We start from the raw sequence: 24,827 nt of genomic DNA, 5'->3' as shown, positions 1-24,827 counted from the left end.
TAGAGACGATGAAATGAACAAAGAGATGAAACGCAGCTTCAGGATTTTCATTCTGAAGATCCTGGCAGTTGTTTTTGTGCTGTGCATATGTTATTTTTTATATGCATTTGTTTACCGTGCAAAAACTGAGCTGCCCACAAAAGCTGTGGTGACAAACCGAGGTGCTGCAGTGTATACACTGCGGGGACAGAAACAGATGCTTTCCCAGAAAGAGGATTTCTCTTATTTTGCCTTTGATGGGAGAGAAAAAGAGAAGGAATATGGAACATATGTCATTCCCGGGCTGAAGAATACCAGGACGCTGCTCACAAAAAAGGGTGCCACTCCTGCCATGTGTACGTCCATGACGCCTCAGGGACTGGCGGTTACAGAGGATTATGTGCTGGTCAGCGCTTACTGCAGCACACAGAAACATAATTCGGTCATTTATGTGATCGATAAGGAAAAACATAATTTTATTAAAGAAGTGATACTGCCTGGACAGCCTCATGTGGGAGGACTTGCCTATGACCCGGAGCATAAGTTATTATGGTATTCCTCCAATATCAACGGGATCGCACAGGCAGTGAGTATAAAGATGGATACAATAGAAGCCTACGATTATGATGACAGCCATCTGCCGGTGGATACTTTCCAGATAGTCAGTCTTTATGGGATCGTGAGAGATTCTTTTATGACCTTTTATAAGGGATGTCTGTATGTAGGCTGCTTTGAAAAATATAACGAAAGTGTAATTGCACGATACGGAGTTGACGAAGAGGGAAAACTGATCAATACCATGGACGAGAAACTGGGCATGGATTTTGAAATGGCAGTTCCGTTGGATTATTCCACCATATCGGAGCAGGTTCAGGGAATTGCTTTTTATAATGATAAGCTTTTGATCTCTCATTCTTTTGGAATCCTGCCATCCAGGCTGGTGTTTTATGAACAATCCGATAAGCGTTTGTATGTAAACGAGAATTCTGCCAGAACTTATCGTTTTCCGGAACGACTGGAACAGATCGTGGTGGAGGGTGACAGTCTTTATGTGATGTTTGAATCCTGTGCCTATGCATACCGTGCGTCCTCCGTAAATATTGTGGATCGGGTCCTGAAGCTGAATCTTTCGAAGATGGAGACCTATGACGAAGAAGAAAGTCTTTTTTTTCTGTCGGAATAAAGAAAAAACGAGAGAGCATCAAAAAAGACAACAGGTACTAAATCCGGCATGTCCGCAATATATTTAAGTGTAAGAGGTGAAAACATGGACGCAAACCAGATCCAGAACCTGTTTGCCAGTAATGTCCGCCAGCTTCTGGTGGATGCAGACCTTGATTATGATAAATTATATGAGATACGTCTCCGCGTGGGAAGACCTCTGTTCCTCACTTATGATGGGGGAGAATGTTTCCTCCGGCAAAAAGATACAGAACCTTATCTGGTTACGCGGGAGGATCTTAAGGAAACACTGGAGTATGTCAGCGGCTATTCCCTGTATGCTTATGAAGATGAGATTCGCCAGGGGTTTTTGAGTGTACAGGGTGGGCATCGTGTAGGAGTTACCGGAAAGGTGATCCTGGACGGAAACCGTATCCGTGGGATGAAATATATTTCCTGCATCAATGTCCGTCTGGCACATGAGATCCAGGGATGTGCAGAAGAAGTGCTGCCATATATCCAGACAAGAGAGCAGATCATGCATACCTTGATCGTTTCTCCGCCCAGATGTGGGAAGACCACGCTTCTTCGGGATATCATCCGGCAGATGAGTAATGGATGGGGAAATATTTCTGGTGTTACGGTAGGAGTAGTCGATGAGCGCAGTGAGCTGGCCGGATGCTATCAGGGGATCCCTCAGAATGACCTTGGAATGCGTACGGATATCCTGGACGGCTGTCCGAAAGCAGAAGGGATGCAGATGCTGATTCGGTCAATGTCGCCGGTTGTGGTTGCTGTGGATGAACTTGGAAAAGAAGAAGATTTCAAGGCTGTGGAATCAGTTATCCATTGTGGATGTCGTCTGATCGCAACTGCACATGGAGCTTCCATGGAAGAAACATTATCCCAGCCGTTTTTCCGGAAATTGTGGGAAGCGCGGGTTTTCCAGAGATATATTTTTCTGGGAAAGCATGAACGTGCAGGAATCGTGGAAGGAATCTATGATGAAAATGGGAAATGCCTATGTACCGGATTGTAGGATGTATTCTGGTAGTGGCGGCAGGAGCCGGAATGGGATTTTCCGGAAGTATGAGACTTTCGGAGCAGATCCGTATACTGGAAAAACTGCTCCAGATGGTGATCTGCCTGAAAGGCGAGATCCGCTGCGGGAATGCATCACTGCCGGATGCTTTTTATGGAGCAGCAGGAAGAATGAATGGAAAATACAGAGAGTTTCTCATCAGTGCCGCGGACAGGATGAAAGCGGGAACAGGAGAAAAACTTTCACAGATATGCAGGGAATGTGCGGAAAGCGCCCTGAAAAAAAGCTGCCTTACCCATGGGGAAAAGGACGCTTTTTTTTCTTTCGGAGAATATCTGGGCTATATGGATCTGGAAATGCAGATGCGACAGCTTTCCCTGTATGAAAATAATCTGGAAGCAGAGATATTGAAGCGGAAAGCGGAGGTTTCCGGAAAGAAAAAACTGTACCAGGGAATTGGGATTCTTGGAGGCCTGCTGCTTGCGGTTCTCCTGGTATAGTATTGTTTATCAGACAGTAGTAAGAAGGACAGGCTTTCAGAAGAAAAGGAGGGATCATTTGGAGGTCAGTATCATATTTAAGATCGGTGCAGTAGGGATCCTGGTCTCTGTTCTTTCTCAGATCCTGAAACATAGCGGAAGGGAGGAACAGGCTTTTCTGGTGAGTTTTTCAGGACTTCTTTTAGTACTGTTCTGGATCGTGCCGTATATTTATGAACTTTTTAAAAATATCCAGCAGCTTTTTGTACTGTAGGGGAGGGAAAGAACCGTGGATATTCTGAAGATTTCTGTTCTGGGAGCGGCAGGGGTTCTTCTGGGGATTCTTCTGAAAGACCGCGCACCGGAGTATGTAAGCCTTGTTACGATGGGAATAGGTCTTGTGATACTGGGATTAGCGGTAGGGAAGATCAGCTATCTGTTCCAGTCCCTGGAGAGACTGAAACAGAGTCTCCCGATTGATGGAAGCTATATCACTACTTTGCTGAAGATGATCGGGATCACCTATATCGGACAATTTTCATCCGGTATATGCAGAGATGCAGGATATTCCTCCACTGGTGCACAGATCGAACTGTTCTGCCGGTTATCTGTAATGGTTTTAAGTATGCCGGTTCTTCTGGCACTGCTGGATACCATACAGGGATTTCTTGCATGAAAAGATATTGGTCAGAGATTTGTGCAGCCCTGTTTCTGGCTGTAGTTATAAGCTGTTTTGGCGGTGTGATCGTTTATGCTTCTTCGGCGGAACAACAGATCACAGATCAGATGGAGCTTACCGACCTGCAGTTCATGGTAGATGAGATGCTTGGAGAAAAAACATTTTCTGTTACAGAAGCGTTTCACAGACTGCTGTCAGGGGAAGAGGTGCTTTCGGAGGAGAGTGTGCGGGAATTTTTGCACAGTCTCCTTTTTTATGGTATTGAAAGAGAAAAAGAGCTGATCGTGAAGTTGCTGCTTTTGCTGTTGTTTGCTGCCATTTTTTCCGGGTTTGCCGGTGCCTTTGATAACGGGCAGGTGGGAGAAATCAGTTTTTATGTGGTGTATCTTCTTGTTTTTACTCTTCTGATGAACAGTTTTTCCGGTTTGAGTGCATCACTGCTTTCAATGCTTGCGTGGATCACGGAGTTTATGAAGGAACTTTCACCGGTGTATTTTATGGCAGTGGCAGCAGCGTCAGGTGCATCCAGTGCAGCTGCTTTTTATCAGGGAGTATTGCTTCTGGTGTGGCTTTTTCAATGGATCCTGGAACGAGTACTGCTTCCCGGAGTGAGTTTATATATTCTTCTGAAATTTGTAAATCATCTTTCCAGGGAAGAAATGCTGGGAAAAATGGCTGAGCTGATCGAGACTGTGATCTCCTGGGGGCTTCGGACATTACTTGGAGTGGCAGCAGGACTGCAGGTGGTGCGTGGGCTTGTAGCTCCGGTAATGGATTCTCTGAAGCGGAGTGCTGTAGGAAAAACTGCAGGTGCTCTTCCTGGGATCGGGAGTGCGGTAAATGCAGTTACGGAACTGGTCCTTACCACAGCTGTTCTTGTAAGAAACAGTCTGGGCATTGCGCTTTTACTGGTGATCCTGGCGGTGGGGGCGGGGCCGTTGGTCCGATATGGACTTTTGTCACTGACCTATCGCTTTCTGGCGGCTGCGGCGCAGCCTGTATCAGACAAACGGCTGGTAGAAGCCTTTGGCACCATGGCAGAGGGATGTGCACTTCTGATGAGAATCCTGTTTACTGCGGAAATTTTATGTATGCTTACATTTCTGATCCTGATGGCAGGAGGAGGCTTGGGATGAGAACAGAACTTTATCAGTGGATGAAAAGCCTGGCTTTTTTTCATGTACTTACTACAGCACTTCTGCATATTCTGCCTGATAAGCGTTATGAGCAGTATATACGGCTGTTTATGGGGCTTCTGTTGGTGCTTTTGATCTGTACGCCTATATTTGCCGTAGTGGGAAAAAGTGAAGAACTTCTGTCCGGATTCAGCAATAATTATGGGAGAGAAGAACAGGTACGTATGGAGACAGAAGCAGAAGGAATAAGGGAAACATTTCTTAAAGGAGCATATGAACAGGAACTGAAGGATCAGGTTCAGGGTATCCTCAGGAAAGAAGGGATTTTTTCGGCAAAAACAGAAGTAGATATGGAAAAAGAGCTTCAGCTGACCATAACACTTTATGGAACAGTCACAGAAAAACAGAGGGAGGCGGTGAAAAATGAGCTCGAAAGAATCTGCGGACTCAGGAAAGGACAGTATCAGATCCTGGCTTCTGAGGTTGGGATGGAAGGAGTGGGGAGTTTTCCTTCTTCTGGGAATCCTTCTTCTGGTGGCAGGACTTCCGGTAACCCGAAAGAATAGTAAAACAGCAGAGGATCAGAATGCGGAGAAAACCCGCCTGGAGAGCCGCCTTGAGGAACTGCTTTCCAATGTGGAAGGAGTCGGAGAAGTGGAAGTGATCATTATGACCGGGGATGAGGGAAATACGGAAAACTTTTCCATAAGCAGCAAAAATGAAGTTACCGGTGTGCTGGTGGCGGCCCAGGGAGCAGGCAGCGCAGTGACAGTCCAGAATATTCAGCAGGCAATTATGGCATTATTTCAGATCGACGCTAATAAAATTAGAATAATGAAAATGAAATGAGGAGAGTAGAAGTGAAAAAGATCATGAAGAAAAATCAGGTAATCATCACCTCGCTGGCCATTCTCATTGCTGTGGCCGGATATCTGAATTTCGCAGATGTGGATCTGGGATTTAAGGATAAGGAGACGAGTACAGACAGCAGCAGTATCCTGGATGACGTGGATTATGACCTGACCGATGAAACAGCCCTTCTGGATGAGAACGGGGCAGATGGCACAACCCAGTCGGAGGTGATGGATACCGCATCCCCGGGCGAGGCCGTACTTACCGGTGCTTCGGATTTTGCAGCACAGGCAAAAGTCAGCAGGGAGCAGGTGCGTTCCCAGAACAAAGCGGACCTGCAGGCGATCATCAGTAATAAAGACATCAGCGAAGAGGAAAAACAGAATGCTATTAACACAATGGTTTCCATGACAGATCTTACAGAAAAAGAGGCGGCTGCAGAGCTTCTTCTGGAGGCGAAGGGCTTTGAAAATGTGATCGTAAATCTAACGGGTGAAACTGCGGATGTTGTGGTGCCGGATGCAGATCTGGAGGATGCAAAACGTGCACAGATCGAGGATATTGTAAAGAGGAAAACCGGTGTGGCAGCAGAGAGCATTGTGATCACGCCTCTGAGTCAAAGTAAAAATGCATCGGATGTCATAAATACTGCAGATGAAGCTGAAAAAAATACGGGAGGTGCAGAGGATAATGCGGAAAGTACAGGTGAGGAGGTGCAGGATACCGCTGCATCTGTGGAAAGCGATCCGGCGGATCAAACATCTGAGGACGCAGAGACGGCTGCAGATATCCAGAACGATCAGACTATTGATACAGAGGGAATTTACGACTGAATTGCCTTGACAGCAAAGCCTTGTCTATACTAGAATAGGAAAGGTTATAGTAAAATAGAGATATCAGAGAATATACAGGAGGCTCACGTGTCGAAGTATACGAAAGAAATAGAAAAAAGAAGAACATTTGCCATCATCTCTCATCCGGATGCTGGTAAAACAACATTAACAGAAAAATTTCTGCTGTATGGAGGGGCCATCAATCTGGCCGGAAGTGTAAAGGGTAAGGCTACGGCCCGCCATGCAGTATCAGACTGGATGGAGATCGAGAAGGAAAGAGGTATTTCCGTTACTTCATCCGTTCTTCAGTTCCATTATGACGGATATTGTATAAACATTCTGGATACACCTGGACATCAGGATTTCTCCGAGGATACCTACCGTACATTGATGGCTGCGGATTCAGCAGTTATGGTCATCGATGGATCCAAGGGTGTTGAGGCACAGACCCGTAAGCTTTTCAAGGTCTGTGTTATGAGACACATTCCGATCTTTACTTTTATCAATAAGATGGACAGAGATGCCAACGATACTTTTGATCTTCTGGATGAGATTGAAAAAGAGCTTGGTATTGCAACCTGTCCGATCAACTGGCCAATCGGTTCCGGTAAGAAATTCCGGGGTGTGTTTGATCGTAATACAAAGAAGATCCTTACCTTCTCCGATACACAGAAGGGCACCAAGGAAGGTGTGATAGAAGAGATTGATATTAATGATCCCCGTGCAGATGAGGTCATGGATCCTGAGCAGAAAGAGCAGCTGATGGAAGAAATCGAGCTTCTGGATGGCGCAAGTGCGGAGTTTTCTCAGGAAGAGGTTAGCAAAGGACAGCTGACACCGGTATTTTTCGGTTCTGCTCTTACCAACTTTGGTGTGGAAACGTTTCTGGAGCATTTCCTGAAGATGACCACTTCTCCGCTTCCGAGAACTGCAGACTGCGGACCGGTAGATCCTATGAGTGATGATTTTTCAGCCTTTGTATTTAAGATCCAGGCGAATATGAACAAGGCTCACAGAGACCGTATCGCATTTATGAGGATCTGTTCAGGCAAGTTTGATGCGACCAAAGAGGTTTATCATGTGCAGGGAGACAAGAAGATGCGACTTCTTCAGCCGCAGCAGATGATGGCAGAATCCCGTCATGTTGTGGAGGAGGCTTATGCAGGTGATATCATCGGTGTCTTTGACCCGGGTATTTTTTCTATTGGAGATACCATCTGCGCACCTGGAAAGAAATTTGCCTTTGAGGGGATCCCGACCTTCGCGCCGGAGCATTTCGCACGTGTGCGTCAGATCGATACCATGAAGAGAAAACAGTTTGTAAAAGGTATCAACCAGATCGCTCAGGAAGGTGCGATCCAGATATTCCAGGAGTTTAACACCGGTATGGAAGAGATTATTGTGGGTGTTGTCGGTATCCTGCAGTTTGATGTCCTGAAATACCGTCTGGAGAATGAGTATAATGTAGATATCCGCCTGGAAACACTTCCATATGAGCATATCCGCTGGATTGCCAACAAGGAGATTGTAAAAGTAGACAAGATCGTGGGAACTTCTGATATGAAGAAAGTCACAGACCTTAAGGGAAATCCGTTGCTGCTCTTTGTCAATGCATGGAGTGTTGGCATGGTTGAGGACAGAAACCCTGATCTGGTACTGACAGAATTCAGTAAATAAGCCCTTTTATTTCATAACTTTTTTTGATATAATAGTATAAAATTACGAACAAAAATATTATATCCGTAGGAGGGTTTCCCATGGCAGAAAAAAGAACAACATATAAGATACAGGATTTGGACGGAATCGGTGAAGTTCACATTGCAGATGAGGTTGTTGCGATCGTTGCAGGACTTGCAGCAACAGATGTGGATGGAGTTGCTTCCATGGCAGGAAATATCACCAATGAGCTGGTAAGTAAACTTGGAAAGAAGAATCTGTCCAAGGGCGTGAGAGTAACCATTCTGGAAGGAGTCGTTACCGTGGATCTGTCACTGAATATCGAGTATGGCAGAAACATTCTTGAGACAAGCAAGAAGGTTCAGGAGAAGGTTAAATCCGCTATTGAGAATATGACAGGACTTGAGGTTGCAGATGTAAATATTCATATTGCCAGCGTGGATATGGAGAACGAAAAAGGAAAGTAAACCTTTCCTTTTTTCCGTCTTAGGAGGAAATTATGAGAAGAAGAGAACAGAGAGAACATGTATTTAAACTTATGTTTATGACAGAGTTTAATTCAGAAGAAGAGATGACAGAACAGCTCTCTCTTTATTTTGAAGGTCTTGGAGAACTTTCAGAACAGGACCAGGAATATATGAAGAAGAAGTACGCACATGTGAAAGAACATCTGGAAGAGATCGATGCACAGCTGAACAGTGCAAGCCGTGGATGGAAGACAAAGCGTATGAGCCGTGTGGATCTTGCGGCACTTCGTCTGGCAGTATATGAGATGGAATATGATGCAGACGTACCGACAGGAGTAGCTATCAACGAAGCGGTAGAACTTGCCAAAAGATTTGGCGGAGATGCTTCCGGCTCCTTTGTAAATGGAGTACTGGGTAAGATCGCATCTGAGAAGGATGAGAAGAAAAACGAGGAGGAGACTGCTGACACAGAAGAGAAGGCAGCAGAAGCCCCGGAAGAGAACGCATGAGAAACGTCTATTCTGTCGGTCAGGTAAACCATTATGTCAAAAATATGTTTACCCAGGATTACTTTCTCCGGAAAGTCTATGTAAAGGGAGAGGTATCCAACTGTAAATACCATACCAGCGGACATATTTATTTTTCCCTGAAGGATGAAACAGGCACATTAAGCTGTGTGATGTTTGCGGGAAACCGCAGAGGTCTTGCTTTTCGCATGAAGGACGGGGATAAGGTAGTTGCAGGCGGAATTGTAGACGTATATGAGAGAGACGGGCGTTATCAGCTTTATGCAAAAGAGATCACACTGGAAGGTGCTGGTGCCCTCTATGAACGGTATCTGGCACTGAAACAGGAACTTGAGGATATGGGGATGTTTGCACAGGAATATAAGCAGCCCATTCCTCATTTTATTCATACCCTTGGCGTGGTGACAGCACCTACTGGTGCAGCAGTACAGGATATCCGCAATATTGCAGGCAGAAGGAATCCATATCTGCAGGTGATCCTTTATCCGGCACTTGTGCAGGGAGAGGGAGCGGCGCAGAGTATCGTAAAGGGAATCCGGATGCTGGATGAAGCAGGGGTGGACGTGATCATCGTCGGCCGTGGAGGTGGCTCTATTGAAGATCTCTGGGCCTTTAACGAGGAGAGCGTTGCCCGTGCTATTTTTGAGTGCAGGACACCGGTGATCTCGGCAGTGGGACATGAGACGGATTTTACCATTGCGGATTTTGTAGCAGACCTGCGGGCACCTACACCATCTGCTGCAGCAGAGCTGGCAGTGGATGATTTTCGCAGTGTTCTGGAGAGTTTTCATATGTACGGAGACCGTCTGCAGCGTGCCATGAACAGTAAGACAGAACTTTTTGCCGCAAAACTTAAGGCCTATGAGAACAGATTCCAGTATCTGAGCCCGGAGTCCATGTTACGTGAAAAACGTCAGTATGCATCGGAGCTAGAGGAATGCCTGCGTTCTTCCATGGAACAAAAGCTTACAGAGAAAAGACATGAACTGGCAATATGGATCCAGCGGTTTGAGGGACTTTCTCCATTAAGAAAGCTAAATGGAGGATATGCATTTGTGTCCGACTCAGACGGACATGCGGTGACAGAGATCAGTCAGATAAAAAAAGGTGACAGGATCTCCATTGCAGTAACCGATGGAGTCATAGAAGCAGTTGCGGATCGCATCAGGAAGGAAGAGCGATAATGGCAGAAGCAAAGAAAGAAGAGAAATCCATAGAAGATACTTTTGGGGAGCTTGATTTGCTTGCCCGGAAGCTGGAGGATAAAGAAACACCTCTTGAGGAGTCTTTCCGCCTCTACAGACAGGGAATGGAGCTCCTAAAGGATCTGAACGGAAGACTGGATACTGTAGAAAAAAAGATGCTTCAGATGAATGAGGATGGGACATTTCGTGAATTTTAAAGAAGAACTGAAAAGAAGAACAGAAGAAGCAGAACATGTGATCCGGGAATATCTTCCGGAAGAATCCGGTTTTGCAAAAACCATGGCAGAGGCCATGAATTACAGTATGACGGCAGGTGGAAAGAGACTCCGCCCGATCCTGATCAGGGAAACCTACGAGCTGTTTGGAGGAAAGGATAAGCTTTGTGAGCCTTTTATGGCGGCTATGGAGATGATCCATACACATTCGTTGATCCATGATGATCTCCCTGCACTGGATAACGATGATTACCGAAGGGGAAGGCTGACCACACATAAAGTATACGGAGAGGCCATGGGCGTTTTAAGCGGTGTGGCACTCCTTAACAGAGCTTATGAAGTGATGCTTTCCGCCTTTGATCTGACCGAGGATAAAGACCGTGTGATAGCCGCTATGCGGATTATTGCAGATAAGACCGGCATCAACGGTATGCTTGGTGGACAGAGTGTTGATGTGGAGAATGATGGGAAACCTCTGGAACACAAGATGCTGGATTATATTTACAAAAACAAGACCTCCGCATTGATCGAGGCTTCCATGATGACCGGTGCTGTGCTGGCAGGGGCATCTGAGAAAGAACTTAAGGTTGTGGAGCAGGCTGCAGAAAACATCGGGCTGGCTTTTCAGATCCAGGATGATATCCTTGATGTGACCAGTACCCAGGAGGAACTGGGAAAACCGATCCACAGTGATGAAAAAAACAACAAGGTTACCTATGTAAGCCTTGTTGGAGCCCCGGCAGCAGCCAGCAGGGTTAAAGAACTTTCTGACCATGCGGTAGAACTTTTAGACGACCTTGACAGGAAGAACGGATTTCTGGATCTTCTTGTGGAAAGTCTTGTCAGCCGCAGGAAATAGAAAGAACAAAGGAAGGGTACAAATGATTCTGGAAAAAATTAAAAAGCCAAATGATATTCATAAAGTTTCATTGGAGGATTTTCCGCGCCTTGCTGAGGAAATCAGGAGCTTTTTGATCCAGAGTGTAAGTGAGACAGGTGGCCATCTGGCATCCAATCTGGGTGTGGTGGAGCTGACTCTTGCTCTGCATAATGTGCTTGATCTTCCACAGGATAAGCTGATCTGGGATGTGGGACATCAGGCTTATACACATAAAATCCTTACAGGAAGAAAAGACGGCTTTAAGGATCTTCGTAAAGAAGGAGGTTTAAGCGGTTTTCCAAAAAGGAATGAAAGTAACTGTGATTCGTTTGATACCGGACACAGTTCCAATTCCATTTCCGCAGGACTTGGCTATGTCCGTGCCAGAGACCTGATGGGAGAGAAATACCATGTGGTTTCCGTGATTGGAGATGGTGCGCTTACCGGTGGGATGGCTTATGAAGCATTGAACAATGCGGCTGAGCTGAAGACTAATTTTATTATTATCATCAATGATAATAACATGTCTATTTCCAAGAACGTAGGAGGAATGTCCACCTATTTAAGCGCTCTGCGTACAGCTGAGACTTATACAGGAATGAAGATCGGCGTGACAAAAACACTCAAAAAGATTCCCCATGTTGGAACCGCCGTGGTAGATACGGTCCGAAAGACCAAGAGCAGCATCAAGCAACTGATCATTCCCGGAATGCTTTTTGAAAATATGGGGCTGACTTATCTGGGACCGGTAGATGGTCATAATATGCGCCAGATGATGAAGCTTTTTAATGAGGCAAAGAGAGTGGAGGGACCGGTTGTTGTCCATGTCCTTACAGAAAAAGGCAGAGGCTATGGACCGGCATCTTCCCATCCGGAGCGTTTTCACGGAACAGGTCCTTTTGACATCCAGAGTGGCAGACCCCTTACAGCAAAAACAGCGCCGACATATACGGATCATTTTTCCGGTGCAATATGTTCTTTGGCAGAGAAGAACAAAAAAGTAGTTGCTATTACAGCTGCTATGCCAGATGGAACCGGACTGAACCGATTCCGGAAGAAATTCCCGGAGCGTTTTTTTGATGTGGGTATTGCGGAAGAACATGCAGTAACCTTTGCGGCAGGCATGGCACTTGGGGGAATGGTCCCGGTTTTTGCGGTATATTCTTCGTTCCTGCAGAGAGGAATCGATCAGATCCTTCACGATGTATGTATGCAGGATCTTCATGTGATCTTTGCCATTGACAGGGCAGGATTTGTCGGAGCAGATGGTGAAACACATCATGGATGCTTTGATTTATCCTATCTGTCCATGATTCCCAATATGACAGTTATGGCTCCCAAGAATGGAAAAGAGCTTGAGGAGATGTTGAAATTTGCAGTAGAAGAGCTGGATGGTCCCTGTGCGATCCGATATCCGAAAGGATCGGCATGTACCGATATGGAAGAATGTCATGAGCCACTTAAGAAGGGCAGAAGTGAAGTGATCACTCCAGGCAGTGAGATTGCAGTTCTCGGGGTTGGCAGCATGGTTTCTGTCTGTCAGAAGGTCTGTGAAGAGATAAGAGATCACAAAATAGCAGGAGCTACGTTTGTCAATGTCCGTTTTGTAAAGCCTCTGGATACAGAGCTTCTTGATCGGCTTTCACAGAACCACAGTCTTTTGGTCACTGTGGAGGAGAATGTAAAAAGCGGTGGGTTCGGAGAACATGTATCTGCTTATATGGAAGCCTGTCATCCGGAAGTAAGAGTTCTTCCACTGGCAATACCGGATCATTTTATTGAGCATGGAACGGTGGACCGTCAGCGAATGAAAATAGGTTTAAATGTACAGGGAATCCTGGATGCGGTAGAACAGAGCTGGGAAAATCTTGTGAATAACAGAAAATAAAGGACATAGCCTTTGCAGAAGAATACGAAGCTGTGAGGCATTTTACAGCCCGGCACATAAAGAGCCGGGCTGTTGGAGGATAATATGAAAAAAAGACTGGATATCATGATGGTGGAACAGGGACTTGCACCGTCACGCGAAAAAGCAAAAGCGTATATCATGGCCGGGGAAGTATATGTCAACGGTCAGAAGGAAGACAAGGCTGGCTCCATGTTTGCTGAGACTGTCAAGCTGGAGGTAAGAGGAAAGACTCTTCCTTATGTCAGCAGAGGCGGACTGAAGCTGGAAAAAGCCATGAAAAATTTTGGCGTGACACTGAAGGATAAGGTGTGCATGGATGTAGGCGCATCCACCGGTGGTTTCACAGATTGTATGCTTCAGAACGGAGCGGTCAAAGTCTATTCCATTGATGTGGGATATGGACAGCTGGACTGGAAACTCAGGAATGATCCAAGAGTTGTATGCATGGAAAAAACAAATATCCGCTATGTGGTACCGGAAGATCTGGAAGGTCCGGCAGCATTTTCTTCGATCGATGTTTCTTTTATCTCCCTTACAAAAGTGCTTCTTCCTGTAAGAAACCTTCTCACAGAGGACGGAGAGATCGTATGTCTCATCAAACCTCAGTTTGAGGCCGGCAGAGAAAAAGTCGGAAAAAAAGGCGTTGTCCGTGATCCGAAGGTCCATGAAGAAGTCATTGAGAAAGTCAGAGATTATGCCATGAGCATTTTTATGGAGCCCTGTCATCTTTCCTTTTCTCCCATCAAGGGACCTGAAGGAAATATTGAATATCTCCTTCATCTGAAGAAACATCCGGAAGGAACAGAAGTACCTGTGAGTCTTGACGTATCCGTAGAGGATGTGGTAAAGGAAGCCCACGGACAGCTGGACTGATGTTTGGAAAGGACTGAAGCAATATGGACAGATTTTATATAATTCCAAACAGTGCCAAGGATCCGGAACTGACATTTTCTAATAGGATCATTGCCTATCTGGAGAAGCATGGTGCCAGGTGTCATGTGCAGAAGATCACCGAAAAAATGGAAGGACCGTATCATTATACGGACCCGGATGGGATTCCGCAGGATACACAGTGCATTATTGTGCTGGGTGGAGATGGAACACTTCTGCAGGCTGCAAGGGATGTGGTGCATCTGGATATCCCTCTTCTTGGAATCAATCTGGGAACTCTGGGATTTCTTGCCGAGGTGGATAAAAATTCCGTGTATCCGGCTCTGGATCGGCTTCTGTCAGATGACTATGAGCTGGAAGATCGTATGATGCTGGAAGGAAAGATCTATCGGGGAGAAGAACTTATTGGAAAAGATATCGCATTAAATGACATTGTGATCGGAAGAGAAGGACATCTCCGTGTGATCCGTTTCAAGAATTATGTTAATGATGCATATATGAATTCATACAATGCAGATGGTATCATCATTTCCACTCCGACCGGTTCTACCGGATATAGTCTGTCAGCGGGAGGTCCCGTGGTTTCTCCCAGTGCCAGTATGATGATCATGACCCCCATCGCTCCCCATACCATGAATACCCGAAGTATCATTCTTTCCGGGGAAGAGGCAGTTACAGTAGAGATCGGTGAGGGAAGACATAATACCATTGAGAAAGCGGTGGCCTCTTTCGACGGAGATACCCAGATATCCATGGTCACCGGTGATCGGATCGTGATCCGGAAAGCCACAGTCAGGACAAAAATCCTCAAGCTGAACCATCTGAGCTTTGTGGAGGTTCTGAGACAGAAAATGAGTAACAGCTGATGCAGGAGGTTCAATTTTGAAAGTAGCAAGACATGAAAAAATTATCGAACTGATCCGTCAGTACGAGATCGATACACAGGAAGAACTTGCGGCAAGACTGAATGAGGCCGGTTTTAAGGTTACGCAGGCTACCGTATCCAGAGATATCCGTGCTCTGAAAATGACAAAGGTTGCAGGCAGCAACGGAAAGTCCAGATATGCGATCCTGGAAGAACATACACCGGATGTGTTAAGTGATAAATATTCCAGAGTTCTGAAAGATGCAGTGATCGCTATGAACATCGGACAGAATATCGTAGTGGTAAAAACAATTCCGGGAATGGCCATGGCGGCAGCAGCAGCTCTTGATGCCATGAAATGGCCGGAAATCCTGGGATGTATTGCCGGAGATGATACCATTATGTGTGTGGTGAAAACCTCTGAACAGGCACCGGGTGTAGTTCAGAAGCTTGGCGGGATCTTATCCAGAGGAAAATAAAATGACAGAATATGTAAATGCTTTATACCAGAAAGGAAATCAATGTTAGTACATCTGCATGTAAAAAATCTTGCACTGATAGAGGAATCAGAGGTGGAATTCGGACCAGGCTTAAATATCTTAACTGGTGAGACCGGAGCCGGAAAATCCATTCTGTTAGGATCCATACAGCTTATCCTGGGTGGAAAAACTTCCAGAAGCATGATTCGTGAAAATGCTTCCTATGCCCTGGTAGAGTTGCTGTTTCAGGTTGAAAACACGAAAGCCAGAGAGTCCCTTGCGGCGCTTGACATCTATCCGGAAGACGGACAGGTGCTGATGTCCCGCAAGATCATGGACGGCAGAAGTATCAACAAGATCAACGGAGAGACAAGTACTGTCAGCCAGATGAAAGCAGCAGCAGCCTGTCTTCTGGACATTCACGGACAGCATGAGCATCAGTCACTTCTTTATGGAGACCGCCAGCTGGCTATTTTGGATGTATATGGAAAAGAACAGATCCTTCCTGCCAGGGAGAAGGTCCGGAAAGCTTATCAGGAGTATCGGGACTATGTGGATCAGCTGAAAGCACTGGATATGGATGAGGAACAGCGCAACCGTGAAAAAGCCTTTCTGGAATTTGAGATCAATGAGATCGAGGAGGCAGCTCTTATTCCAGGAGAGGACGAAATACTGGAGGACCGCTATCGGAAGCTGAGCAATGCCAGAAGAATCATGGAAACAGCACAAATGGTCCGTGGGATGACCGGATATGAACAGGGCGCCGCAGATATGACCGGAAATGCCCTGAAAGAGTTTTCAAGAATTGCAGATTACGATAAGGATCTTGCACCTTTACAGGAAGCTCTTGTGGAAATCGATTCACTTCTCAGTGACTTCTGCCGTGATCTGTCCTCTTATATGGATAGTTTGACTTTTGACGAAGAAACTTTTTTTGAAACAGAAAAAAGACTGGATCTGATCAATAGTCTGAAGGCAAAGTATGGACAGACGATCCATGAAATTTTGTCTTATCAGAAGGAACAGCAGGAAAAATTAGAAAAACTTCAAAGATTCGAAGAAAATTTCCGGTTACTGAAAGAAAAACTTATGCAGGCAGAAAAGATTCTTGAGGAAGCTTCGCATGAACTTTCAGAGATACGGAAAGAATACAGTAAGCAGCTGGATGAAAAGATTATCGAAGGATTGAAGGAACTGAATTTTGAGGATGTGAATTTTTCTATCCGTTTTGACCGCAGAAAAAATTATACAGATAATGGTTATGATGCGGTGGAATATGAGATTTCCACAAATCCAGGTGAAAGCAGAAAACCGCTGGGACAGATCGTATCCGGTGGTGAGCTTTCCAGGATCATGCTTGCCATCAAAGCGATCCTTGCAGATAAAGATCAGATCGATACACTGATCTTTGATGAGATCGATACAGGGATCAGTGGGCGTACTGCACAGAAGGTCTCTGAAAAAATGGCAGTGATCGGACAGCACAGGCAGGTGCTTTGTATCACACATCTTCCACAGATCGCAGCAATGGCAGATACCCATTTTGAGATTGAGAAACATGTAGAAGGAACAGAAACCATCACCCAGATCCATCCTCTGGAAGGAGAGGAATCTGTTCGTGAGCTTGCCAGACTTCTGGGCGGTGCCCAGATCACGCCGGCTGTTCTTGGAAATGCAAGAGAGATGAAGGAATTGGCACAGCAACAAAAAAATACAAGACTGAAATAATTTATACGTTACATACTAAGAGAGGACGGCCGAAAGGTCGGTCCTCTTTTTTAACCGAATCAAGTCAGTTTCCTGCTTCAGTTGCGAAAAGCAATAAGCAGTGGGTGGGGATTTGCTTGTATCAGAAAATTACAAAGGATGTGACGTAAGATGAACAGAAAAAGAAAATATCGATGTTGGCTCCTTGTATTTCTTGCGCTGGATCTGATTCTGATGGGATGGCTGGGCTACCGGCTTCTGGACAGAAAGATCCCGGATCAGATCCTGGTGGATCATGAGGACAGCCGGGAAGTAGCCAATCTTCTTAAACGCCCTTTTATCAGCTTTGATGATGCGATCACCGTTTCAGGAAAAGACAGCTATAAGTTGCACTGCAGACTCTTGGGAGTGATCCCTTTTAAGGATGTGAAGGTAAAAAATATAACTGCAAAAGAAGTATATGCAAGCGGAGATGCAGTAGGTATTTATATGCAGACGAAAGGAGTTCTGATCATTGATACAGGCGAGATCCTTTCGGAAAGTGGTGAGATGGAAGAACCGGCCCGGGACATTGTAAAGCCGGGAGATTATATTGTGGCTTTTGATCAGAACCGGATCCAGTGCAAGCAGGATCTTCTGGAGGATCTTGCAGATCTTTGCGGAGAATCTGTAACACTGAAGGTCCGCCGGGGAAAAGAGACGATTCCCCTGTCCCTGACGCCGGTGAAAGATGATAAAGGAAACTATAAGCTTGGCATCTGGGTGAGGGACGATACACAGGGAATCGGAACCCTGACTTATGTGGACGAAAATGGAGGGTTCGGTGCTCTTGGTCACGGGATCAGCGATGTGGATACCGGCGAACTTTTAAGTATCGCAGATGGAAATCTTTACAACGCCCAGATCCTGGGGATCCGGAAAGGAGAAAAAGGAAATCCCGGAGAACTATCTGGCCTGATCCGATACGAAGCTGACAATATCCTGGGTGAGATTTCCGAAAACAGTAAAAACGGCATTTTTGGAACTGTGGATGCTGATCAGGTGAAAAATCTGGATCTGAAGAAGATTCCTGTAGGTTACAAACAGGATCTGAAAATTGGACCCGCATCTGTTCTCTGCTGCACAGACGGCGAAGTAAAAGAATATGCCGCAGAGATCACCAGGATCGATATGAACCATGAGGATTCTAATAAGAGCTTCGTGATCCAGATCACAGATAAAGAACTCCTGGAAAAAACAGGTGGGATCGTTCAGGGAATGTCTGGAAGTCCTGTGCTTCAGAACGGAAAACTCTTTGGTGCCGTGACTCATGTATTTGTGCAGGATTCTACCGGCGGATATGGGATTTTTATTGAAAATATGACAGGCAATGCATAATCTGCAGTTGAGGAAAGAGGCACAAAAACATGGAAAAAGTCCGGGAAAAGTGCCTCTTTTTTATATGGGGAAAAATGCCGGATACAGATGGAAATACCTGCATTTTAGTGAATTTTGTGATATATAAGAGAAAAAATGTCGAAAAATATCGTACGAAAGTGTGATAAAATAACTACTTTTATCTTGATTTTACTACAGGATTTCCACTATAATAATTTTGTCGCCAGCAAGGGGAAAGCGCAGGCAGCTAACAGTGTCGGTTACTGCCGTGGTGACAGGGGGTATGTCTGGAAACCCAAGGAGATAGAAGTTAGGAGGGTCCTCATGGACAAATTAAATGTTGCAATTGCTGATGATAACGCGAAAATGACAGACATGCTCGGTCAGATGATCGAAGAAGATAAAGACCTTGAACTGGTCGGAAAAGCACACAACGGAGAAGAAATCTGTAACATAATCAAAGATAAGGAGCCGGATGTGGTGATTCTCGACATCATTATGCCGAAGATGGACGGCCTTTCCGTTATGGAGAAATTTTCCCATAACGCAAATGTCAAAAAAGTTCCAGTGTTTATCGTATTATCTGCAATTGGACAGGAGAGGATTACAGAGGATGCATTCAGTCTTGGAGCAGACTATTATGTTTTGAAGCCTTTTGACAACACCACACTTTTAAACCGGATCAAACATATTCGGAAGATTGGGGACAGAAGAGTGCGGGAGATTGCAAGGCCAGGTATCACAGAAACCAAAAAGCCTCAGCCGGAGAGGAATCTGGAAACCGATGTGACGAATATCATTCATGAGATCGGAGTTCCGGCACACATCAAGGGGTATCAGTATTTAAGGGATGCGATCATTTTGTCTGTCAATGACATGGAAATGCTCAATTCCATTACCAAGGTATTATATCCAACCATTGCGAAACGCCATCAGACAACACCGAGCAGAGTGGAGCGGGCGATCCGACATGCGATCGAGGTGGCATGGAGCCGGGGAAAGATGGATACCATTGATGAATTGTTTGGATATACTGTAAGCACCGGAAAAGGGAAACCCACGAATTCTGAATTTATAGCACTGATCGCAGATAAAATCAGACTAGAATATAAAAATCGGTCTTTAAATTAGATGAATTTTGGAGTATAATCATAAATAAAAACGGGTGTACCCAGGGAGGGGAATACAGATGAAAAAAATTCTGTTTGCTACATCAGAAGCAGTACCTTTTATCAAAACAGGAGGACTCGCTGATGTTGCCGGCTCACTGCCTAAGTGCTTTGACAAAAAATATTTTGATATACGCGTGATCTTACCGAAATATGCCTGCATGAAACAGGAATGGAAAGACAAAATGGAGTATGTGACCCATTTTTATATGGATCTGGGATTTAAGAACTGCTATGTAGGCATTATGCAGATGCAGTATGACGGGATCCAGTTTTACTTCATTGACAATGAATATTATTTCAGCGGTCCGAAACCATATGACAGTGCACCATGGGATCTTGAGAAATTTGCTTTCTTTTCCAAAGCTGTGTTATCGGTTCTTCCGGTGATCGGATTCAGACCGGATATCATCCACTGTCATGACTGGCAGACAGGACTTGTTCCGGTTTACCTTCACGATTCTTTCCAGGAGAATGAATTCTTCCGTGGAATCAAGACTGTTATGACAATACATAACCTGAAATTTCAGGGTGTATGGGATGTTAAGACTGTTAAGGATATCACAGGCCTTTCCGATTACTACTTTGCGCCGGATAAACTGGAAGCATACAAGGACGCAAACTTCCTGAAGGGCGGTATGGTATTTGCAGATGCCATTACCACAGTAAGTAATACCTATGCAGAAGAGATCAAGACACCGTTTTATGGTGAGAAGCTGGACGGACTTCTCAATGCGAGAGCCAACAGCCTGCGTGGTATTGTAAATGGTATTGATTACAATGAATTCAATCCGGAGACAGATCCGAATATCACCAAGAACTACAATGCAAAGAACTTCCGCAAGGAGAAGATCAAGAACAAGATCCAGCTTCAGAAAGATCTTGGACTTGAGCAGGATCCGAAAGCTATGATGATCGGTATTGTATCCCGCCTGACAGATCAGAAGGGATTTGATCTGATCGCTTATATCATGGACGAACTGTGTCAGGATGCGGTTCAGATCGTTGCTCTTGGTACCGGTGAGGAACGTTATGAGAATATGTTCCGTCATTTTGACTGGAAGTATCATGGCAAGGTATCTGCACAGATCTACTATGATGAGGCAATGTCTCACAGAATTTATGCAGCATCTGACGCATTTCTGATGCCGTCACTGTTTGAGCCATGTGGCTTAAGCCAGCTGATGAGCCTTCGTTATGGAACTCTTCCGATCGTCAGAGAGACCGGTGGTCTGAAGGATACAGTTGTCCCGTACAATGAATTCGAGGGAACCGGAACAGGATTCTCCTTCGTAAATTACAATGCACATGAAATGCTTGCTACGATCCGTTATGCAGAGAGTGTATATTATGACAAGAAACGTGAATGGAATAAAATGGTAGATCGCGCGATGGCTGCAGATTTTTCCTGGAACAATTCCGCACGTCAGTATGAGGAAATGTACAATTGGTTAATTGGTGAGTAAGGATTCACCGAAGCGGTTCTTGCAATAAAAAGGCGCAGACGACAGATAATATGTCGTTTGCGCTTTTTTATTGCGGGAATATACATGGATGTTATTGTATGTCTGCAAAAAATATGAAGGTGTTTGTTTATCAAACAGGAATTGTGCTAAAGTGAGAAAAAATATAAATGTTAATGATAAATAACTTTTGAATTGGTATTATTTGTACGAAACTTATCAGATTAATCAGTTATTGTCAAATAACTTAAATTGTGTTACATTTATATTAGTGCATCGTTTTTGAAATAACTATACCATTCACTTGTCTGTGAATCCGATTGATATAGTTATTTACGAAACGATGTACCAGTGGATAATACAGATATATGTATTGACCATGTAAATTGTACTTATGATGAGGTGACAATATGACACTGGATAAATTAAAGACTGGAGAGTGTGGCAGAATCATCAGTGTTCGTGGCGAGGGGGAGCTGAGACATCATCTTCTGGATATGGGGCTTACACCGGGGACAGAAGTGTCTCTTCGTAAAACAGCTCCTATGGGAGATCCGGTACAGCTTGTGCTACGCGGATATGAGCTGACATTGCGGCTGGCGGAAGCTGCAAAGATTGAGATCGTATCGATCGAATCCATGACGGAAACGAAGAAAGAAAATGAACGGCATCAGCCGATTGCTCATCCTGGTGTGGGAGAACTTGGAAAGGCTCGAGATTATCGCAAGAACCGGATCGGTGATACGATTCCCAAAGGGGAACCGATCACGTTTGCACTGGCAGGTAATCAGAACTGTGGAAAGACAACTCTTTTTAATCAGTTGACAGGTTCCAATCAGCATGTTGGTAACTTTCCGGGTGTAACTGTTGACAAGAAAGAAGGAAGCATCCGGAGGCATCCGGAGGCAACGGTAACGGATCTTCCTGGAATCTATTCACTTTCCCCGTATTCCAGCGAGGAGATCGTAACAAGAGATTTTCTGCTGAATGAGAAGCCGACAGGAATCATTAATATTGTAGATGCTTCCAATATTGAGAGAAATCTTTATCTTACCATGCAGCTGATGGAGCTTGGAATCCCAATGGTGCTGGCCTTAAATATGATGGATGAGGTAAGGGCAAATGGAGGCTCTGTTCGGATCAATGAACTGGAGGAGATTTTAGGAATTCCGGTTGTACCTATTTCAGCAGCGAAGAATGAAGGAATTGATGAGCTGATCGATCATGCAGTCCATGTTGCAAGATACAGAGAAGCACCAGGAAGAATTGATTTCTGTACTGACAATCAGTCACCGAAGGATCCGGTAGGCGCACTTCACAGATGTATCCATGCAGCCGTTCATCTGATCGAACCCTATGCAAAAAAAGCAGGACTTCCTGTACGTTTTGCAGCTACGAAGATCGTAGAGAAAGATTCTCTGATCGAAAAACGTCTGGCTTTGCCTGAAGGTGAAAAAAAGGTTCTTGATGGGCTGGTACATGTTATGGAAAAGGATGGCGGTCTGGACCGTGAGGCAGCTCTTGCGAACATGCGCTTCAATTTTATTGAAAAGCTTTGTGAGAAAACTGTGGTAAAACCGGCAGAAAGCCGTGAGCATAAACGAAGTGTCGCCATAGATCGTATCCTTACCGGAAAATATACAGCAATTCCCTGTTTTGTGGGAATTATGGCAATTGTATTTGTGATGACGTTTAATTATCTGGGAGCCTGGCTTTCAGACGGAATGACTATGGTCGTGAACGGGGTAATTGCACTTATTGGCAGGGGACTGGAGGTGGCAGGTGTCAGCTCAGTACTGCAGTCACTGGTTGTGGATGGAATTTTAAGCGGTATCGGAAGCGTGATCGGATTTCTTCCTACGATCGTTACTTTGTTTTTCTTCCTGTCAATCCTGGAAGATACCGGATATATGGCTCGTGTAGCCTTTGTTATGGACAAGCTCCTTCGAAAGATCGGACTTTCCGGAAGAAGCTTTGTGCCGATGCTGATCGGATTCGGCTGTTCGGTGCCGGCCATTATGGCAACCAGAACATTATCCAGTGAACGTGACCGGAAAATGACGATCCTGATTACTCCGTTTATGAGCTGCAGTGCCAAGCTTCCGATCTACGGACTTCTCACCAGTGCATTTTTCCCGAAGCAGTGGAGAGGAGTTGTGATGATCAGCCTTTATTTTGCAGGAATTCTCTGCGGGATCCTGTATGCGCTGATCCTGAAAAAGACGAAATATAAGGGAGAGCCGGTTCCGTTTGTCATGGAGCTTCCCAATTACCGGCTTCCTTCTGCAAAAAGTGTAGGACAGCTGATCTGGGAAAAGGCGAAGGACTTTATCCAGAAAGCGTTTACAATTATTTTTGCGGCAACGCTGATCGTGTGGTTCCTGCAGAACTTTGATGCAGGTCTTAACCTTGTTACCAGCACAGATCAGAGCCTTCTGGCAAAGATCGGAAGTATCGTGGCACCACTTTTTGCTCCGCTGGGCTTTGGTGACTGGAGAGTATCCACCGCATTGATCACGGGCTTTATGGCAAAAGAGAGCGTTGTGTCTACGCTGACAGTCCTTCTGGGCGGAAATACGGCATTGCTTCAGACTTTATTTACACCGTTTACTGCTTACGTATTTTTGATCTTTACCTTGCTCTATACACCCTGTGTTGCAGCTATTGCAACTGTGCGTCGGGAGATGGGAACTGTAAGAGCTGCCGCTGGTATTGTAGCAGTACAGTGTGCCACTGCATGGATCGTTGCGTTTGCGGTACATGGTGTGGGAATGATGCTTGGATTATAGAAAAAATACCTTACATATGGCTTTTCACAAACTGCAGAAAACATTCTGCAGAGGTTGTGAGAGCCATATTTTTTTTATGGGCAATTCCAATAGATAGCTTTTCCAGTCCGTTAACCGGGACAGCAACAAGCGAAGGCTGACGAAAGAACTGAAAGCTGCTTTCTGTAAGAAGACTGATCCCTTCGCCAATTTCCACTGCGCTGACAATAGATTCTGCACGGGCAGTACGCAGAAGCTGAGGGTGGATCCCTGCATTATGAAAACTTTGCATACAGAAACGGTAAATGGAAGTGTGCGGAGGCATCAGGATAAAAGATTCTTTTTTCAGTTCGGAAAGAGAGACCGATTTTTTGGACGCGGAGGGATGAGCTTCAGGAAAAACAGCAACCAGACGGTCTGCTGTGAGAGCATGAAAAGTATAGAGCTCCGGGTCTATCATGTGTTTTCGTACAAAGATCAGATTAAAAAAGTCTTTTTCAAGACCGGAAAGAAGTTCTTCGTCTTCTACCTCCTTCAGAGAAAAAGAAAGCTCCGGGTGTGTATCACAAAAACTGTGTATCACAGAAGTAAGATGGTACTGAGAAAGAAAAGGAAGTGTTCCAATATGAAGTGCCTGGAGCTTACTGTCCTTAAAATAGTACACCGCTTCCAGAGAACGATGATACTGTCTGGAAATCTTAAGTGCTTCTTTGTAAAAAAACTCTCCTTCAGGAGTAAGCACAGCAGTACGCTTGCTGCGGTCCCATAAGGTAAGCTCCAGTTCTTTTTCCAGTTTCATGATCTGCTTGGAAAGGGAGGACTGGGAGATATGCATAGCTTCTGCAGCATCAAAAAAAGTCCGGGATTGAGCTGCACAGATAAAATAGTCGATCTGTTCAAGGGTCATGGTAACACCTGCCTTTTAGAAAATAGTGACGAATCATTCCATATTGGAAACAATTATATCATAGAAAGAATTGATTCACCATGTAAAAAAGAGATAAAATAACATAAGAAAATAAAGATGTTACTGAGAACGGAGTGAACAGTAATATAAAGATAACGCA

At 45.0% G+C, this 24,827-nt stretch carries 24 protein-coding genes and 1 pseudogene; 24 read left to right on the top strand and 1 reads right to left on the bottom strand.

Annotation, left to right across the window (positions count from 1 at the left end; genetic code table 11):
- Positions 1 to 13 precede the first annotated feature (13 nt).
- From NQ489_RS12185 to feoB, 24 genes and pseudogenes are all read left to right on the top strand, one after another.
- Positions 14 to 1,162, top strand: coding sequence for a YncE family protein (locus tag NQ489_RS12185; RefSeq protein ID WP_021650703.1), 1,149 nt, complete (start codon positions 14 to 16; stop codon positions 1,160 to 1,162).
- A gap of 84 nt (positions 1,163 to 1,246) precedes the next feature.
- Complete coding sequence (gene spoIIIAA / locus NQ489_RS12180) at positions 1,247 to 2,179, top strand: stage III sporulation protein AA (RefSeq protein WP_015524435.1); 933 nt, start codon at positions 1,247 to 1,249, stop codon at positions 2,177 to 2,179.
- Positions 2,164 to 2,682, top strand: a complete 519-nt coding sequence (locus NQ489_RS12175) for a stage III sporulation protein AB (RefSeq protein ID WP_021650701.1) — start codon at positions 2,164 to 2,166, stop codon at positions 2,680 to 2,682. The genes spoIIIAA and NQ489_RS12175 overlap by 16 nt, the downstream gene beginning before the upstream one ends.
- Before the next feature lie 58 nt (positions 2,683 to 2,740).
- Positions 2,741 to 2,935 (top strand): stage III sporulation protein AC, encoded by a 195-nt coding sequence (gene spoIIIAC, locus NQ489_RS12170; RefSeq protein ID WP_021650700.1) that lies wholly within the window; start codon positions 2,741 to 2,743, stop codon positions 2,933 to 2,935.
- Positions 2,936 to 2,950: 15 nt separating this feature from the next.
- A complete protein-coding gene (locus NQ489_RS12165; RefSeq protein WP_021650699.1) occupies positions 2,951 to 3,337 on the top strand; it encodes a SpoIIIAC/SpoIIIAD family protein in 387 nt (128 codons plus the stop codon).
- Positions 3,334 to 4,476, top strand: a complete 1,143-nt coding sequence (locus NQ489_RS12160; protein WP_021650698.1) for a stage III sporulation protein AE — start codon at positions 3,334 to 3,336, stop codon at positions 4,474 to 4,476. The genes NQ489_RS12165 and NQ489_RS12160 overlap by 4 nt, the downstream gene beginning before the upstream one ends.
- The gene (locus tag NQ489_RS12155) at positions 4,473 to 5,042 is read left to right on the top strand and encodes a stage III sporulation protein AF (RefSeq protein ID WP_021650697.1); all 570 of its coding nucleotides are present in this window, start codon (positions 4,473 to 4,475) and stop codon (positions 5,040 to 5,042) included. Before NQ489_RS12160 ends, NQ489_RS12155 begins: the two co-directional genes overlap by 4 nt.
- Positions 5,011 to 5,325 carry a stage III sporulation protein AG gene (locus tag NQ489_RS12150; protein ID WP_021650696.1) on the top strand — a complete coding sequence of 105 codons (315 nt, stop codon included), beginning with the start codon at positions 5,011 to 5,013 and terminating at the stop codon, positions 5,323 to 5,325. The genes NQ489_RS12155 and NQ489_RS12150 overlap by 32 nt, the downstream gene beginning before the upstream one ends.
- Before the next feature lie 11 nt (positions 5,326 to 5,336).
- Positions 5,337 to 5,942 (top strand): annotated as a pseudogene (locus NQ489_RS12145) (SpoIIIAH-like family protein); the annotation flags it as partial.
- 306 nt (positions 5,943 to 6,248) lie between these two features.
- On the top strand, positions 6,249 to 7,838 hold the full coding sequence (locus NQ489_RS12140) for a peptide chain release factor 3 (protein WP_021650694.1): 1,590 nt from the start codon (positions 6,249 to 6,251) through the stop codon (positions 7,836 to 7,838).
- 80 nt (positions 7,839 to 7,918) lie between these two features.
- A complete protein-coding gene (locus NQ489_RS12135; RefSeq protein ID WP_021650693.1) occupies positions 7,919 to 8,305 on the top strand; it encodes an Asp23/Gls24 family envelope stress response protein in 387 nt (128 codons plus the stop codon).
- 32 nt (positions 8,306 to 8,337) lie between these two features.
- Complete coding sequence (nusB, locus tag NQ489_RS12130; RefSeq protein WP_015524454.1) at positions 8,338 to 8,814, top strand: transcription antitermination factor NusB; 477 nt, start codon at positions 8,338 to 8,340, stop codon at positions 8,812 to 8,814.
- Entirely contained in the window at positions 8,811 to 10,016 is a 1,206-nt protein-coding gene (gene xseA, locus NQ489_RS12125) for an exodeoxyribonuclease VII large subunit (protein WP_021650692.1), read from the top strand. The genes nusB and xseA overlap by 4 nt, the downstream gene beginning before the upstream one ends.
- Entirely contained in the window at positions 10,016 to 10,234 is a 219-nt protein-coding gene (xseB, locus tag NQ489_RS12120) for an exodeoxyribonuclease VII small subunit (protein ID WP_021650691.1), read from the top strand. The genes xseA and xseB overlap by 1 nt, the downstream gene beginning before the upstream one ends.
- The gene (locus tag NQ489_RS12115) at positions 10,224 to 11,111 is read left to right on the top strand and encodes a polyprenyl synthetase family protein (protein ID WP_044960972.1); all 888 of its coding nucleotides are present in this window, start codon (positions 10,224 to 10,226) and stop codon (positions 11,109 to 11,111) included. Before xseB ends, NQ489_RS12115 begins: the two co-directional genes overlap by 11 nt.
- A 22-nt stretch (positions 11,112 to 11,133) precedes the next feature.
- Positions 11,134 to 13,020, top strand: coding sequence for a 1-deoxy-D-xylulose-5-phosphate synthase (dxs, locus tag NQ489_RS12110; protein WP_021650689.1), 1,887 nt, complete (start codon positions 11,134 to 11,136; stop codon positions 13,018 to 13,020).
- 84 nt (positions 13,021 to 13,104) lie between these two features.
- Positions 13,105 to 13,914 carry a TlyA family RNA methyltransferase gene (locus tag NQ489_RS12105; RefSeq protein WP_021650688.1) on the top strand — a complete coding sequence of 270 codons (810 nt, stop codon included), beginning with the start codon at positions 13,105 to 13,107 and terminating at the stop codon, positions 13,912 to 13,914.
- Positions 13,915 to 13,937: 23 nt separating this feature from the next.
- Entirely contained in the window at positions 13,938 to 14,798 is an 861-nt protein-coding gene (locus NQ489_RS12100) for an NAD(+)/NADH kinase (RefSeq protein ID WP_015524460.1), read from the top strand.
- 16 nt (positions 14,799 to 14,814) lie between these two features.
- Positions 14,815 to 15,276 carry an arginine repressor gene (argR, locus tag NQ489_RS12095; RefSeq protein ID WP_021650687.1) on the top strand — a complete coding sequence of 154 codons (462 nt, stop codon included), beginning with the start codon at positions 14,815 to 14,817 and terminating at the stop codon, positions 15,274 to 15,276.
- Positions 15,277 to 15,318: 42 nt separating this feature from the next.
- On the top strand, positions 15,319 to 17,004 hold the full coding sequence (gene recN, locus NQ489_RS12090) for a DNA repair protein RecN (protein WP_021650686.1): 1,686 nt from the start codon (positions 15,319 to 15,321) through the stop codon (positions 17,002 to 17,004).
- A gap of 150 nt (positions 17,005 to 17,154) precedes the next feature.
- Positions 17,155 to 18,360: a SpoIVB peptidase gene (spoIVB, locus tag NQ489_RS12085; RefSeq protein ID WP_021650685.1), complete on the top strand. Its 1,206-nt coding sequence runs from the start codon at positions 17,155 to 17,157 to the stop codon at positions 18,358 to 18,360.
- A 324-nt stretch (positions 18,361 to 18,684) separates the two neighbouring features.
- Positions 18,685 to 19,491 carry a sporulation transcription factor Spo0A gene (gene spo0A / locus NQ489_RS12080; RefSeq protein WP_015524464.1) on the top strand — a complete coding sequence of 269 codons (807 nt, stop codon included), beginning with the start codon at positions 18,685 to 18,687 and terminating at the stop codon, positions 19,489 to 19,491.
- 58 nt (positions 19,492 to 19,549) lie between these two features.
- Positions 19,550 to 20,995 carry a glycogen synthase GlgA gene (gene glgA, locus NQ489_RS12075; protein WP_015524465.1) on the top strand — a complete coding sequence of 482 codons (1,446 nt, stop codon included), beginning with the start codon at positions 19,550 to 19,552 and terminating at the stop codon, positions 20,993 to 20,995.
- Positions 20,996 to 21,402: 407 nt separating this feature from the next.
- Positions 21,403 to 23,781 (top strand): ferrous iron transport protein B, encoded by a 2,379-nt coding sequence (gene feoB / locus NQ489_RS12070; RefSeq protein ID WP_021650682.1) that lies wholly within the window; start codon positions 21,403 to 21,405, stop codon positions 23,779 to 23,781.
- A gap of 10 nt (positions 23,782 to 23,791) precedes the next feature.
- On the opposite strand, the gene NQ489_RS12065 is transcribed toward feoB, so the two are convergent.
- Positions 23,792 to 24,667, bottom strand: a complete 876-nt coding sequence (locus NQ489_RS12065; RefSeq protein ID WP_021650681.1) for a LysR family transcriptional regulator — start codon at positions 24,665 to 24,667, stop codon at positions 23,792 to 23,794.
- Between the last annotated feature and the right edge of the window lie 160 nt (positions 24,668 to 24,827).

The organism is Blautia sp. KLE_1732_HM_1032, assembly GCF_025147905.1.
GTDB classification, from domain to species: Bacteria; Bacillota; Clostridia; order Lachnospirales; family Lachnospiraceae; genus Blautia_A; species Blautia_A fusiformis.
This window is presented reverse-complemented; position numbering and strand designations above follow the sequence as displayed.

Bases quoted from the DNA above. Each gene is read 5' to 3' on its own strand.
- NQ489_RS12185 (WP_021650703.1), top strand. From the start codon at position 14: ATGAACAAAGAGATGAAACGCAGCTTCAGGATTTTCATTCTGAAGATC.
- spoIIIAA (WP_015524435.1), top strand. From the start codon at position 1,247: ATGGACGCAAACCAGATCCAGAACCTGTTTGCCAGTAATGTCCGCCAG.
- NQ489_RS12175 (WP_021650701.1), top strand. From the start codon at position 2,164: ATGTACCGGATTGTAGGATGTATTCTGGTAGTGGCGGCAGGAGCCGGA.
- NQ489_RS12160 (WP_021650698.1), top strand. From the start codon at position 3,334: ATGAAAAGATATTGGTCAGAGATTTGTGCAGCCCTGTTTCTGGCTGTA.
- NQ489_RS12155 (WP_021650697.1), top strand. From the start codon at position 4,473: ATGAGAACAGAACTTTATCAGTGGATGAAAAGCCTGGCTTTTTTTCAT.
- NQ489_RS12135 (WP_021650693.1), top strand. From the start codon at position 7,919: ATGGCAGAAAAAAGAACAACATATAAGATACAGGATTTGGACGGAATC.
- nusB (WP_015524454.1), top strand. From the start codon at position 8,338: ATGAGAAGAAGAGAACAGAGAGAACATGTATTTAAACTTATGTTTATG.
- xseA (WP_021650692.1), top strand. From the start codon at position 8,811: ATGAGAAACGTCTATTCTGTCGGTCAGGTAAACCATTATGTCAAAAAT.
- xseB (WP_021650691.1), top strand. From the start codon at position 10,016: ATGGCAGAAGCAAAGAAAGAAGAGAAATCCATAGAAGATACTTTTGGG.
- dxs (WP_021650689.1), top strand. From the start codon at position 11,134: ATGATTCTGGAAAAAATTAAAAAGCCAAATGATATTCATAAAGTTTCA.
- NQ489_RS12105 (WP_021650688.1), top strand. From the start codon at position 13,105: ATGAAAAAAAGACTGGATATCATGATGGTGGAACAGGGACTTGCACCG.
- NQ489_RS12100 (WP_015524460.1), top strand. From the start codon at position 13,938: ATGGACAGATTTTATATAATTCCAAACAGTGCCAAGGATCCGGAACTG.
- recN (WP_021650686.1), top strand. From the start codon at position 15,319: ATGTTAGTACATCTGCATGTAAAAAATCTTGCACTGATAGAGGAATCA.
- spoIVB (WP_021650685.1), top strand. From the start codon at position 17,155: ATGAACAGAAAAAGAAAATATCGATGTTGGCTCCTTGTATTTCTTGCG.
- spo0A (WP_015524464.1), top strand. From the start codon at position 18,685: ATGGACAAATTAAATGTTGCAATTGCTGATGATAACGCGAAAATGACA.
- glgA (WP_015524465.1), top strand. From the start codon at position 19,550: ATGAAAAAAATTCTGTTTGCTACATCAGAAGCAGTACCTTTTATCAAA.
- feoB (WP_021650682.1), top strand. From the start codon at position 21,403: ATGACACTGGATAAATTAAAGACTGGAGAGTGTGGCAGAATCATCAGT.
- NQ489_RS12065 (WP_021650681.1), bottom strand. From the start codon at position 24,667: ATGACCCTTGAACAGATCGACTATTTTATCTGTGCAGCTCAATCCCGG.